Origin of the sequence: Paenibacillus sp. ICGEB2008, assembly GCF_000307675.1 — a bacterium.
Lineage (GTDB): Bacteria > Bacillota > Bacilli > Paenibacillales > Paenibacillaceae > Paenibacillus > Paenibacillus polymyxa.
The window spans coordinates 158007-174771 of the sequence record NZ_AMQU01000016.1 but is presented as its reverse complement, the minus strand read 5'-3'; the positions used below and the strand labels follow the sequence as shown (position 1 = coordinate 174771).

General features: G+C 45.3%; 17 protein-coding genes. All 17 read right to left on the bottom strand.

What is annotated here, in order from left to right; genetic code table 11:
* Positions 1–215 precede the first annotated feature (215 nt).
* Complete coding sequence (locus C400_RS0115685; RefSeq protein WP_016822216.1) at positions 216–1202, bottom strand: ABC transporter permease; 987 nt, start codon at positions 1200–1202, stop codon at positions 216–218.
* On the bottom strand, positions 1199–2716 hold the full coding sequence (locus C400_RS0115680; protein ID WP_017427542.1) for a sugar ABC transporter ATP-binding protein: 1518 nt from the start codon (positions 2714–2716) through the stop codon (positions 1199–1201). Before C400_RS0115680 ends, C400_RS0115685 begins: the two co-directional genes overlap by 4 nt.
* 73 nt (positions 2717–2789) lie before the next feature.
* Entirely contained in the window at positions 2790–3905 is a 1116-nt protein-coding gene (locus C400_RS0115675) for a sugar ABC transporter substrate-binding protein (RefSeq protein ID WP_017427541.1), read from the bottom strand.
* 168 nt (positions 3906–4073) lie between these two features.
* Positions 4074–5552 carry a stage IV sporulation protein A gene (gene spoIVA / locus C400_RS0115670; protein ID WP_017427540.1) on the bottom strand — a complete coding sequence of 493 codons (1479 nt, stop codon included), beginning with the start codon at positions 5550–5552 and terminating at the stop codon, positions 4074–4076.
* 38 nt (positions 5553–5590) lie between these two features.
* Positions 5591–5728, bottom strand: coding sequence for a hypothetical protein (locus tag C400_RS27925; protein ID WP_013371690.1), 138 nt, complete (start codon positions 5726–5728; stop codon positions 5591–5593).
* 248 nt (positions 5729–5976) lie between these two features.
* Positions 5977–6327 (bottom strand): 2Fe-2S iron-sulfur cluster-binding protein, encoded by a 351-nt coding sequence (locus C400_RS0115665; RefSeq protein ID WP_017427539.1) that lies wholly within the window; start codon positions 6325–6327, stop codon positions 5977–5979.
* 42 nt (positions 6328–6369) lie between these two features.
* Positions 6370–7020 (bottom strand): hypothetical protein, encoded by a 651-nt coding sequence (locus C400_RS0115660; protein ID WP_017427538.1) that lies wholly within the window; start codon positions 7018–7020, stop codon positions 6370–6372.
* A 179-nt stretch (positions 7021–7199) separates the two neighbouring features.
* Positions 7200–7475 (bottom strand): stage VI sporulation protein F, encoded by a 276-nt coding sequence (locus C400_RS0115655; protein WP_016822222.1) that lies wholly within the window; start codon positions 7473–7475, stop codon positions 7200–7202.
* A gap of 166 nt (positions 7476–7641) precedes the next feature.
* Entirely contained in the window at positions 7642–8682 is a 1041-nt protein-coding gene (locus C400_RS0115650) for an NAD(P)H-dependent glycerol-3-phosphate dehydrogenase (protein ID WP_013371696.1), read from the bottom strand.
* The gene (gene plsY, locus C400_RS0115645) at positions 8675–9283 is read right to left on the bottom strand and encodes a glycerol-3-phosphate 1-O-acyltransferase PlsY (protein ID WP_016822223.1); all 609 of its coding nucleotides are present in this window, start codon (positions 9281–9283) and stop codon (positions 8675–8677) included. Before plsY ends, C400_RS0115650 begins: the two co-directional genes overlap by 8 nt.
* A gap of 11 nt (positions 9284–9294) precedes the next feature.
* A complete protein-coding gene (gene der / locus C400_RS0115640) occupies positions 9295–10617 on the bottom strand; it encodes a ribosome biogenesis GTPase Der (RefSeq protein ID WP_013371698.1) in 1323 nt (440 codons plus the stop codon).
* Positions 10618–10764: 147 nt separating this feature from the next.
* Positions 10765–11991 carry a 30S ribosomal protein S1 gene (rpsA, locus tag C400_RS0115635; RefSeq protein WP_013371699.1) on the bottom strand — a complete coding sequence of 409 codons (1227 nt, stop codon included), beginning with the start codon at positions 11989–11991 and terminating at the stop codon, positions 10765–10767.
* 118 nt (positions 11992–12109) lie between these two features.
* The gene (locus tag C400_RS0115630) at positions 12110–12703 is read right to left on the bottom strand and encodes a lysophospholipid acyltransferase family protein (RefSeq protein WP_017427537.1); all 594 of its coding nucleotides are present in this window, start codon (positions 12701–12703) and stop codon (positions 12110–12112) included.
* On the bottom strand, positions 12700–13407 hold the full coding sequence (gene cmk, locus C400_RS0115625) for a (d)CMP kinase (RefSeq protein WP_017427536.1): 708 nt from the start codon (positions 13405–13407) through the stop codon (positions 12700–12702). The genes C400_RS0115630 and cmk overlap by 4 nt, the downstream gene beginning before the upstream one ends.
* Before the next feature lie 129 nt (positions 13408–13536).
* On the bottom strand, positions 13537–14196 hold the full coding sequence (locus C400_RS0115620; RefSeq protein ID WP_016822226.1) for a flagellar brake protein: 660 nt from the start codon (positions 14194–14196) through the stop codon (positions 13537–13539).
* A 165-nt stretch (positions 14197–14361) separates the two neighbouring features.
* Positions 14362–15747, bottom strand: coding sequence for a germination protein YpeB (gene ypeB / locus C400_RS0115615; protein ID WP_017427535.1), 1386 nt, complete (start codon positions 15745–15747; stop codon positions 14362–14364).
* A 263-nt stretch (positions 15748–16010) separates the two neighbouring features.
* Positions 16011–16706, bottom strand: a complete 696-nt coding sequence (gene prsW / locus C400_RS0115610; RefSeq protein WP_016822228.1) for a glutamic-type intramembrane protease PrsW — start codon at positions 16704–16706, stop codon at positions 16011–16013.
* Positions 16707–16765 lie beyond the last annotated feature (59 nt).

Sequence of the window (16765 nt, the reverse complement as noted above, 5' to 3'; positions counted from 1 at the left end):
ATTAAGGTTATCGGTGTGCTCCACCGATAATGAAGTCGCCTGTATAAAATAACCCGGGCGGCATACTGCCTTCCATAATGTTATCATCTGTTTCCGTTTCGTCGTTAAATATACATAGAATATACCTAACCACCGCCATATAGGCCGAAACTGGCGTTTTATGGCACCCTTCTTGCGTGGAACAAGGTTTATAGTAATACAGTCGACAGACAATTTCAAGTACGACGACGGTTCAGTACGTAAAAAGTAACAGCCAGCGCAAGCACCAGCACTACTCCTTTGACAATGTCATGGGCAAAATATTGCACATTCATCATGGTCAGTCCATTAACTAATACGCCGATTAACACCGCACCAATAAATGTACCAATAACATTGGGTTTACCCGCACCAAACACTGAAAAACCGACGAATACTGCAGCTACTGCCTCCATAAGTAAGGGAGAGCCAGCGTCAATTTGACCCGAGCCTACACGCGAGGCATATAAAATACCGGCAATTGCCGCAAATACGCCTGAAGCGATATAGGCCAGTGTACGGACCTTTTTTACCCGTATACCTGACAGACGAGCAGCCTCCTCATTCCCGCCAGTTACATACATTTGACGCCCATGCTTTGTGTAGGTCAAGAAAACATGCACCGCTGCCACAGCTAGCAACAGTAAAATAACCGAAATCGGGATACCCAACCATTTACCCTGCCCCAGTAAAAGAAATGCTGGAGATATCTCGCCTGGCGCCTTGCTGCCATCAGGAAACTGCATATGATTGTAGATGGTATAGCCTTGTGCGTATGTTTGGTGAATCCCGCTAACGATATACATAATGGCTAGAGTTGCGAGCAAATCGGGGATACGCAGTTTAATAATCAAAAGTGAATTCAACAGCCCAACCAAAGCTCCAACAATCAGAGATACAATAATAACCACTGCAACAGGCTGTTCATACCAGACCATCAACGAGGCTGAGACGACCGTCGTCAAGGATACCGTTGCACCAACCGACAGGTCAAAACCGTCTACAATAAGTGATAACGTCACACCAATGGCCACGAAAGTCACAATCGCAATGGAGCCAAGAATATCCATCAAATTATCATACGTCCAGAAATAAGGTAATGTGGCTGAGAAAAACGCCAACACACCTATAATGACAACTACAGCACCGTAACGAAACGAGACATTTAACCATTTTTCCTTCATGAATGCACCTCTTCACCACCGCTGGCGTACAACAGAAGCTGTTCCTGTTCGACTTCGCCTCGCGCAAATTCCCTTATTATTTTACCGTCATACATGACTGCTATCCGATCACCAATGCCTATACCTTCCGCGAATTCACAGGTAAGATAAATGATTGCTTTTCCTTGTGCAGCCAATTCTCCGATGATACGGAAAATATCGCTTTTTGCCCCTATATCCACACCCTTGGTTGGCTCGTCAAAAACGAATACATCCGCACCGGAATGAAGCCATTTTCCTATCGCAACCTTTTGCTGATTCCCACCGCTCAAATACTTAACATTCTGGCGCAGTGAAGGCGTCTTAATACCAAGAGAGGCGACAACCCCATTACCGTTATTACGTTCTTTATGCCGACTGATGAAACCCAGGACACTCAGCTTGCCCAAGAGCGGAAGACTAAGGTTTCGTTCCACGCTCTCCTCAATCAAGACCCCCTGCTTACGCCGCTCCTCGGGTATGGACACAATTCCTTGAGCTACCGCGTCCGCTGGCTCACGCATACGAATGAAGCGCCCCTTGAAGGTCAGCTTCCCCACATCGGGCTTGTCTGCCCCTGTAAGTAGTCGTGACAACTCCGTCTTGCCCGCACCGACCAAACCCACAATAGAGAGAATTTCACCGCGTCTGACCTGCAAATCAACGCCGTGAACTCGCAATCCCTTACGGAGTCCTTTTGCTTCCAATACCGTTTCACCAATAGGTACCTCTGTTTTCGGAAATTCCTCATCAAATATTTTCCCAAGCATATACGTGATAATGTCGCCTACATTTAAATCAGAAGCAGGTCCCGAGAACACGCGCTCACCATCACGCATCACCGTAATACGGTCACTGTGCGCGATGACCTCCGGCAATCGGTGCGTGATGAGAATACATGCTACTCCCTCATCCTTGAGGGTATGAATGGTGCGGAACAAACGCCTCGTTTCTTCCTCGCTCAGCGGTGCCGTTGGCTCGTCAAAAATGATAGTATTCGCCTGCTGTGTCAAAATCCGTGCGATGAGTACAAGCTGCTTTTCTGCCAACGTCAATTCTGACACGTATCGTCGTACATCTATATCAACCTCCAGACGCGCTAATGCCTCACGTGCTCGCCTGCGCATGGACGCTGGTGCAGCCCACCATCGACCATCAGGTACAGACAAATCGTCCATTACAATATTTTCCGCGACGGTTAACTGAGGCACAAGTGCCGAATCGACTTCTTGATACACGCAGTGAATTCCGGCTCTTTTGGCTTCCCACGGTGAACGAATAATCAGCTCCTTGCCATCCACAACGATCGCTCCCTGATCGAAACGATACGCACCTGACAAGATTTTCATTAATGTGCTCTTCCCTGCCCCGTTGGCACCTAGCAGAGCGTGAATTTCGCCACCCTGCACCGTAAAATCCACGGCTCTCAGCGCATCTACACCAGCAAACCGTTTGCTGATCTTCTTCATCTCCAATGTATATACTTGTGTACTCATGAATGTCCCCTCACTCCCGCTTATGATAAAAGCGCGCCGAAGCGCGCCTTTGCATTTGCGTTATGCATCCATTTTATTTGGACGTTTCATATTCCTTCATCCAATCCTTGTAGCCCTGCTCACTCTTGCCCCATCCTTTCACAAATTGAGACAACTCGGATGTGGAAATTTGCTTATCTGGCAACTCTTCGCGCTGTACATATACTGCCTTCAGCACAACTTTCTCCTCAGGGTTATCCCCATGCAACTTCTGGTATGCATAGCGCACTTGTACGCGCCCGATATCTGTTGGATCTACGGCTGCTGAAGCCACCCACGGGTTTTTCGGGTCCTGAATCATTTGCAAATCTTCATCACTCATATCAATCCCATAAACTTTAATTTCCGTACGCCCAGCTTGTTGTATCGCACGAGCTGCACCTTTGGCAAATTCATCCCAAGCCGCCCAAACTGCTGTAATTTCACCCTTAGGATATTGCTTTAGCACAGCTTCCATTTTGGCTTGCGTATCCAAAGCAGGATTCTGAGCCGAACCAAAAGTTGCAATCTCTTTAATATCTGGATTGGCTTTCAAAAATGCGTCATAAGCAACCTGACGGCGCTCCATTGGTGCAAACCCAGCAACCCATACCTTCACAATGTTTCCTTTGCCACCGATGTCCTTTTTCATTTGCTCAAGCGTCAGCTCCGCCATGCTTTGATCATCCTGTGAAAGCACTACCGCACCCGGAACATTGACCGCAGCATCGAACACGATAACTGGAATATTGCGGGAAATTGCTTTTTTGAGTCCTGGCTCCAGCAATGCGTCACCGTGGTCAGTCAAAATAACATCAAACTGCTGGTTAATCGCACTATCTAGCAAAGAAGCCATTTTAGCCTTATCGTTATTGGCAACAAACTTGGTCAGCGTACCGCCAAATTTCTTAACCTCATCTTCCACACCTTGAACATACTGCTGCGAAAACGTACCTGTATTAAACTCCATGATCAAAGCAACCCGTTTACCCTTTAGATTCGAACTATCTGTTTTTCCATCTCCTGTATTCGTTCCTGCAGTGCCTGTCCCTTGAGCGCCGCTTTCTGTTTTCGGCGCGCCACATGCTGTGACCAGTATAATCAGCACCAGCAGCATGATGGCTCCGAGCCCTAGCTTCTTGTTTTTTTGGAGCCCTTTTTGGATATACATGATTTGTTTCCCCCTCGTTCCAAGCACTAATATGTTTTAAATTTGATACTTAATATATCGCGTTAAACCAAGTATGTAAATAGGTTTTATTAAATATAGAAAAATACCGCAAAGAGCAGTCAGCTCTCTACGGTATTTCCCTTACACATTTTTAGTTATAGCTTAGCCTTAAAGAATTATAGCAATAAGACCACCAGAACCTTCGTTAATAATGCGACCCAGCGTTTCTTGAAGCTTGTAGCGTGCATTGTCCGGCATCATGGCAATCTTGCCTTGAATACCTTCACGCACAATAGAATGCAGCGAACGTCCGAAAATGTCAGATTCCCATATTTTGATTGGATCATTCTCAAAATCTTGCATCAGGTAGCGTACGAGCTCCTCACTTTGCTTCTCTGTTCCGATAATCGGAGCAAATTCCGATTCCACATCGACACGAATCATGTGAATGGAAGGGGCTGTCGCTTTAAGCCTCACGCCAAATCTTGTACCTTGTCGAATCAACTGCGGTTCGTCCAGTGCCATCTCGGCCAGTGACGGAGCTGCAATACCATAACCTGTTGTCTTGACCATTTCCAGAGCCTCGGCAAAGCGGTCATATTCACGTTTAGCGTGGGCAAAATCCTGCATCATTTGTAGCAAATGATCCTTGCCACGAATCTCTACCCCAACGACTTCAACCAAAATCTGGTCATACAGCTCATCAGGCGCATACAAATCAATTTCCGCTACGCCCTGCCCCATATTCATACCGCTTAATCCGGCTCTATCGATGAACTCATACTCCATAAACTGGCTGACCACCCGATCTACATCACGCAGGCGTCGAATATCTTTAACCGTATCACGAACGGAATTTTCATAGTTGCTACGCAGCCAGTGATTTTCGTTCAATACCATAACCCAGCTCGGCAGGTTCACATTCACCTCATGCACCGGGAATTCATACAATACTTCACGAAGTACACCCGTAACATCATCTTCCGTCATGGTCGCCGCGCTGAGTGTCATGACTGGAATATCATACTTGGCAGCCAGTTCACTGCGAAGTTGGAGTGTTTCATCACTGCGTGGATGCGTGGAGTTGATAACCAGAACAAATGGCTTGCCAACTTCCTTCAACTCTTCAATGACGCGTTCCTCCGACTCTACATAAGAGCTACGCGGGATTTCAGCAATGGTGCCGTCTGTGGTGACTACCACACCGAGTGTCGAATGTTCTTGAATAACCTTACGTGTACCGATTTCTGCCGCTTCCTGAAAAGGAATGGGTTCTTCAAACCATGGTGTAGAGATCATCCTTGGACCATTTTCATCCTCGTAGCCTTTTGCACCTTCTACTGCATATCCCACACAGTCAACCAGACGTACATTCACGTCCAGTCCTTCCGTTACTTTGATCTGGACGGCATTATTCGGTACGAATTTAGGTTCCGTCGTCATGATCGTCTTCCCTGCCGCACTTTGCGGCAACTCGTCTACGGCGCGGGCACGGTCCGCCTCACTCGTAATGTTGGGCAGTACAATCGTTTCCATAAACCGCTTGATAAATGTTGATTTTCCTGTTCGGACTGCGCCGACGACCCCAAGATAGATGTCTCCTCCGGTGCGTTCGGCAATGTCTTTAAAAATGTCCACTTTCTCCAATGAAATCCCCTCCTCAAAAGTCTCCGAAGGAAAAATGCTTAAAGAGCATCCGCTTCGTGTTCAACCAACTGCTTGATCCCAGATGCGGCAGAACAGCCTTTAAAATGCCCGGAAGTCGTCCGCCGCCGAGATTCAGGAGACTGATGGAATCGGCGAAACGGCGTAAACTCGTACATGCATTTGGACTGATACCATCATATGTATCCCCTCCGTAAAATATGTTTAGTTTTTTAAAAATAGATTACGTCACAGCGATCATTGCAGAAACGATATTTTACGTTTGGGTCCACTCACCTAATATATGCGCAGCAAGATTTCCACATGACTTTGTTGCTAGACTTAAATAAAAAAAGGATATGTCTCTGACCGGTTCTAGCCGTCGAGAAATATCCTTTGTTTTTTGTTCTAATTATTAAAATCGATATTACCACAGTTCGTCATCCAGTGCCTGACGCTCCAGTTGCCGCCTAATAGCTGCCTTAAGTCTATCCTCCGGTATGGTTACCTCTACATCACCTTGAGCGCGGGCCTGACAGGATAAACGTATTCCTTCATTCAGTAAAGGTCCCAGCTTACGCTGTTCTGCATCATTAGGGTGACCTGCGAGCTCAGCCCGTTCCGGTGCTATCTGCACTTTACACATCAGACAGGCTGCTTTTCCATCACAACGAGTGGGAATATACACACCTGCTTTACGGGCAGCCTGGAGCAATGACGTGCCCTGACCGACTTGTACACGCTTGCCTGACGGCTGGAACGTAATCTGTACATTCATAAACGGTCCTCCATTCACCTTTCCTCATAATACGCACGCAACCTATATTTCATTACTCATCCCGATTAAGGAGTGAAGTTCTGGCCAAGGGAGAAGATCTATAAGCTTGCCCAACTGCTCCTTATTCCAAATGTTACGGACCAATAGCTGTGTTAGTATCCCTATGTGTTGTTGGGGGTCTCGCTTCATGACATCTGCAATCGCTTGATAGCGGTCAGGACGATTTCGCAACAGATTGAATAGCAACTCGTGACTGAGAGGCATCAAACGCAATGAGGTATTTTCCAGATCAAGCTGAATCCCAGCCGACCAGAGTAGCCGCTCGACCTCTAAACGATATAAAGCTCCATCACATAAAACCTCAAATCCTCCCACCAATTCGACTGGAAATCCCTCCAGTTCATAGTGGCTTAGCAATGAAACGTAAGATCCGCTACGGTCAACCTGCTGTGGGTCTATACTTACACCCGGCGAACGCGCGTGTAACAGCTTCGCTGCATGAATATCCGCATAAATATCAATGTCCCGAGGCAGACGATCCAGTTCAACTTCTTGCACAAGTAGTGCACAGCTCCCCCCCAGCATCCACGGAACCGACACCGCTGACCAGCTCTCAGTCAAGCTACCCAGCGCAACTGCCAGATCGTGAGGAAGCCTGTCCACTAACACTGATGATATTGCCTCCTTCAACATCGTTTCCTCCTTTGCTGTCTTTCCACCCGTTTCCTGATGGGCATCATTATAACATGTTCGACATGGCAGTTCGACATTTTGTGTACTGAAAAAGCACTTTACTGCCTCAAAATATAAAAAAAAACCGCGAACCTTCCCGGTTCACGGTGAATAAAACGAACCATCATACGGCCAGTGTTTTATTTTTTCATCATCATTTTCATTAACGCTTCCATATTGGAAGGATTCATTCCACTCTTTTTGACGGCTCCGACAATATCCCTGACTGTATCTTCCGATACCGGAATGTTAGCCATCGCAGACACCTGTTTTATAAGCTGACGCAACTGCGCTTCACTTTGAAGCGTGTCCGGCTTTACCGTGCCTGCCAGCTTTTTCACTGCATTTTCGGATATGTTTTTGCCGCCTTTTTTGTTAATGGCCTTCAATGCATCTTTCGGAAAGTTTTTACTCACAATCTCCCCTCCTCCGCCATTGCTCAACTCAGTCTATGAGTGACGGAGACAAAAGGTGATTAAGCATACAAAAGACATGCCAAACGCCTAACTAAAAAAGGCTATCTCATCGTAGAAAGATCTACTCATGAGACAACCTTTATACTTTAGAAGCTCCTCTGTACTCTTATGAATGCCATTGCTCCCAAGTTTGAAGCGGCATGACTTCCATCTCGGTTTTCGGATCGCGACCCATTAATGCCTCAACGGCTTTGCGGACGTCACGTCCTTCAAACAGCACTCCATACAACACCTCTGTAATAGGCATTTGCACACCCAATTTTTGTGAGATAGCGTATGCTGCTTTTGTCGTACGAATCCCCTCTACGACCATTCCCATAGATTCCAATACGGCATCAAGCTGTTGGCCCTGTCCCAATAATGAACCTGCACGCCAGTTGCGGCTGTGACGACTCGTTGCAGTCACAACTAAATCGCCTATACCAGCGAGTCCGGCAAAGGTTAATGGATTAGCCCCCATCTCAACTCCGGCACGGGTAATCTCAGCCAATCCACGGGTCAACAAAGCCGCTTTGGCATTATCACCGAAGCCAAGTCCATCCGACATTCCCGCGCCCAGTGCAATAATATTTTTTAAAGCACCGGACAGTTCTACACCGAGTAAATCACGGTTTGTATAGACGCGGAAATAGGAGTTCATGAACAACCCCTGGGCAGCCTGAGCAGCCTTCTCATTGGAAGAAGCTACAACAACCGTTGTAGGACATTTCTTCACTACTTCCTCCGCATGACTCGGGCCTGACAGCACGGCAATATCATCCTCCGCGATTTCCAGCTCTTCCGAGATCACCGTGGACATACGCTTGAGTGTCTCTGTTTCAAAACCCTTAATGGCATGTACTACCAGCATATCCTTGGTGAAATGAGCCTTCAGACTACGTGCAACCTGCCGAGCGGCAGACGAAGGAGATACGATGATCACCGCTTTAGCTCCAGATACCGCAGTCTGCATATCCGTTGTAGCTGAAATGCGATCAGACAAAATAGAGCCTGGTAAATAATGCTCATTCGTATGCTTCTCATTGATCTCAGCAGCTTGTTGTTCGCTTCTCGTCCAGACAGAGACATCGTTGTTATTGGTCGCAAGTACGGAAGCTAAGGCTGTTCCCCAACTCCCTGCCACCAGCACAGCTATTTTCTCAGACAAGACGATCTCCTCCTTTGGAGCCAAGCTTATTCTCATTTCCCCGTGCCAACTTGACTATGTTAGTACGGTGTCTCCACACAGCGAACAGGCAAATGATTAGAGCCGTCCAAAATAACGGCCAAGCAAAACCAAGTACGAGTAATATCCAAGGGGTCAAAATGACAAAAATTAGTGATCCCAGGGATACATAACGCGTTATTACGATGGCAAGTATCGCAATGATTCCGGCATATAATGCCGGCAGCAAGGCAAGAGATGCCAATACACCAATGGCAGTCGCAATCCCTTTGCCTCCGCGAAAGTGAAAATATACCGGCCAGTTATGGCCCGCAATCGCCGCAATGCCACACAAACCCGGTAACCAGGATGATTCTCCACCCAACCAGTGCCCTATCAGCACCGCAATAACCCCTTTAAGTACGTCCAGCAGCAGTACCAGAATAGCTGGGCCTTTTCCAAGCACGCGCAGCGTATTGGTCGCACCGGCATTGCCGCTTCCATGCTGGCGAATGTCGATTCCTTTTAATTTTCCATACAGCAAACTAAAGCTGACAGAGCCAAGCAAGTAACTGAGTACGATGGCAACGATCTGTAAAATCAACCTATTCGCTCCTAACTTTCGTCAGACTTGCGCCGTGTAAATATTCGAATTGGAGTTCCTTCAAAATTAAAGGCGGCGCGAATTTTGTTCTCCAGATAACGCTCATAAGAGAAGTGCATTATCTCTGGATCATTTACGAATACAACCATCGTAGGCGGTTTAACAGCAACCTGAGTCACATAGTTAATACGCAGACGACGGCCCTTGTCTGTTGGCGGTGGATTGATGGCAACCGCATCGGAAATGACATCGTTCAGCAGATGTGTCTGAATACGCATGACATGCTGCTGTGCCACATGCTGTACAACTGGAAGCAACTTTTGCAGACGTTGCTTTGTCTTTGCAGACAAGAACACAATCGGAGCATAGGTCATGAACAGAAAGTGATCACGGATTTTAGTCTCAAACTGATGCATCGTTTTATCGTCTTTATCTACGACATCCCATTTATTAACGACAAACAACGAGGCTTTACCCGCTTCATAAGCATAGCCAGCAATGTGTTTATCCTGCTCAATGATGCCTTCCTCGCCGTTAATAACGACCAGTACAACATCTGCACGCTCAATCGCACGCATCGCACGCATTACACTATATTTTTCTGTCGTTTCGTATACTTTACCACGTTTACGCATACCTGCCGTATCAATCAGTACATACTTTTGACCGTCTTTTTCAAAAGGCGTGTCAATTGCATCACGCGTTGTACCTGCAATGTCACTAACGATAACCCGTTCTTCTCCTAGAATGGCATTAACGAGTGAAGATTTACCTACATTCGGACGTCCGATCAAAGCGACACGTATAACGTCTTCATCATAATGATCTTCTTCTAGTTCAGGTAAATTGGACGTAATTGCATCCAACAGATCACCGATCCCTGTACCATGACTACCAGAAACAGCAATTGGATCACCAAATCCATAAGAATAAAACTCATAGATCAGATCAGCGCGACTGAGGTTGTCCACCTTGTTTACCGCTACGATGATCGGTTTACCCGAACGATACAGCATTTGAGCTACCTCTTCATCCGCTTGCGTTATTCCTGCTTTTGCATCGCTCATGAATACAATAACATCTGCTTCTTCTATTGCAAGTTCGGCCTGCATACGGATGGACTTCAAAATAACATCCTCACCATCAATCTCAATGCCGCCGGTGTCAATAATACTGAAGGACTTACCATTCCACTCTGATATACCGTAAATACGGTCACGAGTGATTCCCGGTTTATCTTCCACGATGGACAGACGATCCCCGATAATCCGATTAAAAATCGTGGACTTACCCACATTCGGACGACCAACGATAGCCACAACGGGTCTTGCCATAAATTCACTCCTCCTGTCAATTCTTCCGCTATCATCATAGCAAAAAACATACCTATTGGCGATATAGTGACGTAACAACAATCGGCGAACCCTCTGGGTCCGCCGATGGTGTACGTTATGCTTATTATAAAATGTATTGATTTAAACTCATTTAAATTTGTTCAGCTTATCGCCAAAACGCTCGCCAAGCGTAATGCTCAGTCCGGAGTTGTTGAGGGAAACGTTAGGATTATTCAGTTCCTCACGAGGTGCGCGAGATGCACGTGGTGCTCTTTCTGCTTTTGGAGCAGCTTCAGGAGCTTCCTCAGTTTCTTTAATGCTCAGACTAACACGTTTTTCGGAAGGATTCATTTCAAGAATTTTAACTTTAACTTCTTGTCCTTCTTCCAGAACTTCTTGTGGAGTTCCAATGTGTTTGTGGGAAATTTGAGAAATATGAACCAAACCTTCCACACCAGGAGCGATTTCAACGAATGCACCGAAGTTAACCAGACGTTTAACAACACCAGTTACGATATCATTGTTATTGAATTGTCCAGCAGCCGATTCCCAAGGACCAGGCTGTGCAGCTTTCATGCTCAGGCTGATTTTTCCTTTTTCAGGATCTACTTTCAAGACTTTCACTTTCACTTGATCTCCTTCGGAAACAGCATCAGAAGGCTTATCAACATGAGTCCAAGCAATTTCAGATACGTGAACCAGACCATCTACTCCGCCAACATCTACGAAAGCACCAAACTGAGTAAGACGCTGAACCGTACCAACGATTTCTTGTCCTTCTTTCAGCTCAGCCATTACTTTAAGCTTGTTAGCTTCAAATTCTGCTTCCAGAACGTCTTTTTGGGAAAGGATCACTTTGTTGTTTTCACGATCCAGTTCTTTTACAACAACACGCAATGTGCGGCCTTTGTAATCACTGAAATCTTCAACAAAATGGCGTTCTACCATGGATGCAGGGATGAATCCTCGCAGACCCACGTCTACTACGATGCCGCCTTTAACAACATCATTCACAACAACTTCAAATACTTCTTTGCTTTCGAACAGTTGCTCCAACTTTTCCCAAGCATTTTCACTGTCGATTGCACGTTTGGACAGAACAAGTTTTTCCTTGCCGTCGTCGATGCTGATAATTCTAGCTTCAACTTCTTGGCCTACTTGTACTGCTTCTTCTGCATTGTCCAGACCAGAAGACAATTCGCGAATTGGAATAACTCCATCGTATTTATATCCAATGCTTACTACCGCTTGGTTATCTTCCAATTTCACAATTGTACCCTTAACGGTGTCACCTTTTTTCAGGGAAACGATTTGATCGAGCTCGTCTTGATTTGCCGCTTCAGCAGCTTCTTGATTTTTAATTTCTTCCGACATGTCAATACCCTCCTCAATTCAAAAAAACCATTTATTTAAACCTGCGCATAGCAGAGTTCAAAACAAAATACATTTTTGTTCTAGTTTTCCAAGCTTAGACACAATTCATGCAAGCCGTTCAATCATTCGTAGGCTTACCCGTTTCCTTCATTGTGCGAATACGTGACATAATTGCTTCTGTTGCCAGTTCAAGAGGATCTCCTTCGACATAGGTACCCTTTTGGTAACCGTCCAAATTAACAGGTTTACCGTATATCACTTTCGTTTTACGGAAAAGCTTGTAATCACCAATAATGGCGACCGGAACGGCAGCCGCTCCACTACGCAGTGCAAAACTGGCAGCACCCTTTTTACCAATTCCCCCAGCTCCTCTGGAGCCTTCGGGAAAAATCCCCATAACCTTACCTTCACGCAAAATGTTCAATGCCAGCTTAATAGATTCCTTACTCACACCACCACGTTTGACTGGAAAAGCTCCCAGTTTGTCGATCAATGGTCCTAGTACAGGAACATTAAACAGCTCTGCTTTGGCCATAAAGTGAACCTTTCGCTTTAGCAAAATGCCAACTGTAGGAGGGTCAAGATTACTAATATGATTAGAACACAACAGCACTCCACCCTCAGCAGGAACATTTTCCCTGCCTACCGCCTCAAGCCTAAACAGAACGCGGTAAATGAGACGCAAAATACTGGCGCATACAGTATATATCATTGGCTGATCTCTCCATCCTTCTCCGTTAAGCAATAAGATACGATCGTATCTACGACATCCTGAATGCCCATATGGGTCGTATCAAGCACGATGGCGTCCTCACTGCAACGAAGCGGGGATACCTCCCTCTCCTCATCAAACTTATCACGTGCCGCAATGTCACGTTCAAGCTGTTCCAGAGTGATATCATCAGTTTCGCTCAGTTCTTTAAAACGACGTGAGGCACGTTCCTGAACACTTGCGGTCATGAACACTTTGACTTCCGCATCGGGAAGCACAGTTGTTCCAATATCGCGTCCGTCCATGACGACACCCTTACGCGCAGCCATTTCACGCTGGTATTCGGTCAAGCGTGTACGTAAACCAGCAATACTCGAATACTGTGACACATTGCTAGTCACTTCCATCGAACGAATCACAGTGGTTACATCTTCCCCGTTACAATAAACCTTTTGGCCTGTGGGGTCCGGTACTAATTCAATCACCAGCTCAGGTACATGCTGAAGCACTTTTTGTACATTTTCTGCAGGAATTTCTTTGCACATCATGTACCATGTTGCTGCTCGATACATGGCTCCGGTATCTACATATACATAGGAAAGTGCTTTCGCCACCAAGCGGGCCACTGTACTTTTCCCTGCACCAGCAGGTCCATCAATGGCTACATTTATTTTGTTAATTGAAGATGCATGTTGCCTTGCCAACAGGGAATTCCTCCTAACCTAACCTCAAGAAAAAAGCAGGCATTGCCTGCGACGTGAAAATTATACCACACATTTATAGGCGATGCAAAATAAGCGACAGGTTTACTAAAAAAGAAAAGCTTCGGATGATTACGATTTCCCCCGGAACTCCAACTGTCTTTCAAAACAATATTTAATCAGTTTTTGGCGCTCCTGGTCAGCGATTTTCTCATATTTCAACATAATGAGTTTGCGGCCATTTTCCATCTGCTGAATGCGTACAATTTCGGATTGGAACGGAACATGTTCTTGAGTGCCGTTTTTATATGGAACCAAAATCCAGCAAGACAATGATTCTCCTTCTTCAAGATGATGTGAACCCTGAGTCTGAAAAGATACGCCTCCACCTCCTACATCATGCGTCTCTGCTACAAATCTAGATTCGTTTGCACCATGTTTAACCGCAATTTCCAAGTTGGCCTTTACCCTGAGAAAGTTTCGACGCTGAATTTTGCTGATGCTGTCGGGAGCAGGCTTGTGAATGCGAATCATCCGGAGGACGTCTTCTTTAAAGCCTGTAACGTGGGTATTAAAATAGTTTTTAATCCCACCCTCGCTCATAAAAAATATAGACAGTTCTTCCCCAAGAAACAGCTTTTTCAAATGCCCGCTTGTTTGTGACATGGGAATTTCGATTAGAAAGTTCTGTGGGTCCTCTTCCGCAATACGTGACTTATATTCAAAAGATTCCTCCTTCTGATCGGTACCGGCAACTTGTATGTATAACACATCGTTAATTTTCGGAAACAAACGATTCACCATCCTTGTCCATTCAAAACTATAATTAAGGTATATAATACCACGACTTTGTGCCTATATTAAGCATTATATTTGCTAGAACCATGACTAAAGCACAAAAAACCTCCTTTATAAAGGAGGTTTAGAGTGACTATAGATTCATTTTAGTGTAATCAACTAGGCATTACTTGCCGTAACTTGTGGTTCATCTGAATCTTTTACCTGTTCAATCGTTTCTTCCATTCCCGTGTTCGCGTTAATGTAAATTCGATAAATGGAACCGTTGATTTTACCGCCAAATTCATAGCACAGAACTTCATTTGACAGTTCATTTTCAATTAGTGCTTTGCGGTGGTAAGTTTCGCGAAACTCAGGATTCAACTTCGCTCGTGCTTCATTCAAATTCAGTTTTGCCTGAGGAATGCGACGGAGGTGACTGTGCTCATAGACATAATCGCTGCATTGGAAACCAATCACTTGTCCGTTATCCAAGCCTGATCTGACTGTGATTTTTTCTGGATAGATAATCACATCCCCTTGTTGGCTTGCAAATGTAATGTTGGCTAAATTCCCGCTTTCATCATATGCTACGGGCTTCATTCCTTTGTAGCCCTTTTGTTCAAGATACTCACTTGCATAGCGAACCGCTTCATTACGAGTTGCTTTTTTAGGACCTACTGTTCTCATGTCATGATAAGAAATGAGCTTGCCGCCCTTTTTCGTAAAATCCATCGTGGCTACAGGCTGTTGCTTATTTAACAGCGTAGCCGTATAAGACGCCCATTCTGTTCCTTTGCCATTTTCGTTCACACGAATCTGACTTTCTGGTTTTCCTGTAAATTCAGCGGCATTACGCTTAATTTGTCCAGCATCCACCGCCGGGAGACTCAACTTTTTCACTGAGCGCTTATCATAAATGCTCGCAACAGACGGTCCCCAATCCAGTTCTTTGTAGTTCTCTACTTTTTTGTCCACGGTTTTGAAGCCATCAATAATGGTGTTGTCCTTCGGTCCAGTTTGAGAACCTGCCGCCATATCAACATCCATCCAGCGCAAGTTTTTGCTAATGACCTTTTGCTGCACCTCATGCATGTTTTTCGAAATTTCCTTGGAATTGTTATATAACGTTTTTAGATTCGAAATTTCTTTCTCGTTTAAAGGCTCGTGATCCAGATCACGAACAGCGGTCTGATACGAGAATGCAGATAGATGTGACAGCAAATCTTTAGCATGATTAAAAGGCATTACATTGAGAGGCAACTGATTAACCTCGTTTTGGGCTTCACTTGCAATCCTCCACACGTTCATCAAGCATTTGCGGTGCATCGCGTGTGAAGTAGTATGGACAGCAACCGCGTTACCGAGTTGGGAATGCAACTGATCCATATGAAACGACAAATCATGAAATGCACGCTGGTATTGATTTTCCGCTTTAATCGACATGCTATTTGCCTGAGAAGACACCTCTTTTCTCATCTGGTTTTGCTGATAACCCCACACAAATGCTCCTATCATAATCAGGGTAACCACCGGGAACAATACGGCACTAAGTCGTTTATACATATTGGGAGTCTCCTTTCTTCAAATACACTACCGATAGTGTGACAAGAAGAAAGCTCTCTTATGCATGGTTTTCCATGACTTCAACAATAAACTCACAGTTATCGCAAATACAGCGTTTAAAGCCGGTTTGAATCTGTCCTTGCTCCATTCGCCCTCTCAGTACAAAGCGTTCTCCGCATCTTTTACAATGAATTCTTACTTTTATACGCAAAAAAGACACCTCTTTCTCTAACAGGTTTGTCAGATCAGTGTGTCCCATTTCGTTACATATTAACCTTTTCTTCCCGTTTTAACATTCGAAAAGGAGAACGATTATTCGCTCGGCTGATTTTTGCCATCCCTCCATACCATAGAAATGCCATCAGCGGAATGATAAACCAAATCCAGTCGTGTGAAAATTTCGTCAAAATTAAATCATACACTCCGTGCCAAAACCATGGAAGTACTAATGACAGAAGCAGCATATATTTACTCTTCAGGTCTTTCGAAAACTTGGCTTTCCCCATATAGTAGCCCATCATAACGCCAAACATCGCATGACCGGATACCGGTAGCAATGATCTCATTAACATCATGCTGATCGAAGCATGCCCCGCCCAGGCATATAACAGATTTTCAACTGTGGCAAACCCGAGTGAGACTGCGGCCGCATACAATATACCATCATAAGGCTCGTCGAACTCCGTATGGTTATAGATGATGTGATACAGCAGGAACCATTTAAAAAACTCTTCCACTCCAGCGGAAATACCGAACACCTGAATTAAAGTGTCATCTCCTAGCCAAAGCAGCAACCCACGTTGAAAAATCATGACCGGAAGCACCACCAAAAAACCGAGCAAAAATACTTTAATAACCATGTGCAGAGGCTCCGAATCATATCGATCCTTTAAGTAAAAATACATCAATAAGGCGAGACCCGGCGCTGTAGCTGCCGCTAAAACAGAAAACAGAAGCACCGATCATCCCTCCATAAAAATGAGTCGGCTCTGCTTTCAGCGCAGAGCCGACAAATTAA